Below are 2,264 nucleotides of genomic sequence, written 5' to 3' on the forward strand. Positions count from 1 at the left end.
GAGCAGGCCGCGCCGCCCGCGCCGACCACCGGACCGGCCGGGCGACGGGGCCCCCGACGGCGCCGCCACGACCCGGTGGAGCTCCTGCTGCCGGTCGTCGATCTCCCGGCTCACCTGGTGGGGCAGCCACCCCTGCTCGGCGGGGGGCAAGGGGCGCGCCGCCAGCGTGCGGACGATCTCCGCCGAGGCAGGCCGCTCGGCGGGGTCCTTGGCCAAGCAGCGGGAGAGCAGGGGGCGCAGCCCGTCGGGGACCCCCGACAGGCGGGGCTCCTCCGAGACCACGCGGTGCAGGATCTGCGCGGCTGCGGCCCGGCCGAACGGGGGAGTGCCGCAGGCGGCGTGGACGACCACCCCGGCGAGGGAGAAGACGTCGCTCGCCGGGCCGGTGGTGTGGCCCAACACCTGCTCGGGTGAGGCGTAGGAGGGGGTGCCGAAGGCCTCGCCCGTCTTGGTGAGGACGGTGCCCTCGACAGCGCGGGCGATGCCGAAGTCGATCACCTGCGGGCCGCGCGGCGACAGCAGGATGTTGCCGGGCTTGAGGTCGCGGTGCATCAGTCCGGCCGCGTGGACGGCTTGGAGCGCTTGGGCCAGCCCCAAGGCGAGGACCCAGAGGGTCTCTTCGGGGAAGGGGCCGTTGGCCCGGACCGCCTCCGCGAGGGTGGGTCCGGGGACGTACTCGGTGGCCATCCACGGTGTCGCGGAGTCGGGGTCGGCGTCCAGCACCGCGGGGGTGAAGGGTCCGTGGACCCGCTGCGCGGTGCGCACCTCGCGGGCGAACCGGGCGAGGAAACCGGTGTCCTCCGCCAGCTCCGGCCGGACCACCTTCACGGCGGCCAGCTGGTGGCCGGGCGTGCGCGCGAGGTACACCTGCCCCATGGCGCCGGCGCCGAGGCGGGCGAGGAGCCGGTTGGGGCCGACGTGGTCCGGGTCGGAGGAGGTCAGCGGTTTCAACGGTTGCCGTCCTGGGTCGGGTTCGGGCCCGGCCCGCACGGTGCTGTGCGGGGCCGGTCTGGTTCGGCGGGGTCCGGCGAGGGCGGGGCGGTGCGGAGGTCAGGGGAGCACGCGGAGCTCCTCCAAGGAGTCGGGGTCGAGCAGGGCGACGTTTCCGTCTTCCTGGACGGCGGCGACGGCCTCGCCCTCGGGGTGGAAGGCCACGGGTCGGGGTGCCGGTGCGTCGTCCTCCGCGAACAGGTCCGCACCGCTGTCCAGGTCCCAGAGGTACGCGCTGTTCTCGCTGCCCCGGTAGGTGGCACCGTCCAGGGCCTGGGGCGAGGGGACCGTCCAGCTGAGGTGGAGGAGGCCGAGCTCGGCGTCCGCGGCCAGGCCGGTGATGTGCGCGTCCTCCTGGTGCGACTCGTGGTACTCGGTCAAGGGGAAGCGGTCCAGCTCGGCGCCCTCCTCGAAGTCCCAGTGGATGAGGTGGTCGTTGCTGACGTAGACGAGCTCGCTCCGGCCGGGGACCGCCGCGAAATGGTAGGAGGTGGCGTCCCGGATCACCTCCTCGGGTTCGCCGGTCCCGGCGTCGCGGACGGTGATCGTGTTCGCGTCGGCGGTGGCGACCCGCTCCTCGTCCAGGAATCCGATGCCCTGCACCAAGTCGCCCGTGGCGGCGTCCCACACCGAATCCAGCTCCCCGGTGGCCGTGTCGACGACGCCCGCGGACGGGAGGTCGGGCTCGTGCTCGACGACGACGGCGAAGGACGCCCCTGAGGGGGAGAAGTCCGTGAGCCGGCCGCCCCGAGGGCTCTCCAGGCCGTCCTCGACCCGTTCTGACTGCGGCCCGGTATGCTCCGCGGCCATACCCGAGGGCAGGTCGTAGGTGGTGACCAGAGCGTTCGGCGGGCCGCCCTGCTCGTGTTCGACCAGGTCGAGCGCGGCCACCGTGCAGCCCACCGGGGCGAACACCGGGTTCCCGTAGCCGTACACTGCCCCGGTGGGGCGGGCGATCTCCTCTCCCTCCCGCCAGTCCCAGAGTGTGAGCCCGTGGTTGTGGCTGGTCACCGCCAAGACGTCTCCGTCCGGGGAGAAGTCGAGCAGCATGGCGTCGAGGTCGTCGATGTCGTCCGCGGGTTCGGCGGAGCCGTTCCCGTCCAGGCAGCCAGCGCCGCTGATGAGGCCCGCGCCCTCCGTGCCCTCCGCCCCCTCTGCGGCGCCGTCGGTGCCGTCCCCGGACCCGCCGACCGGCCAGCCCAGGCCCCAGGCCGCACCGGCACCGACGACCAGGGCGAGGGCCAGCCCGACCGCGACGAGCGCCGCGGTCCGAC

2 protein-coding genes are annotated in these 2,264 nt (G+C 74.4%); both read right to left on the reverse strand.

The window, feature by feature from the left end:
- Positions 1-951: serine/threonine-protein kinase (locus ACYVD1_RS34565; protein ID WP_460778688.1), on the reverse strand; the 951-nt coding region annotated here is incomplete at its 3' end.
- 99 nt (positions 952-1,050) lie between these two features.
- On the reverse strand, positions 1,051-2,264 hold a 1,214-nt coding region (locus tag ACYVD1_RS34570), incomplete at its 5' end, for a WD40 repeat domain-containing protein (RefSeq protein WP_460778689.1).

The organism is Nocardiopsis nanhaiensis (genome assembly GCF_054778635.1).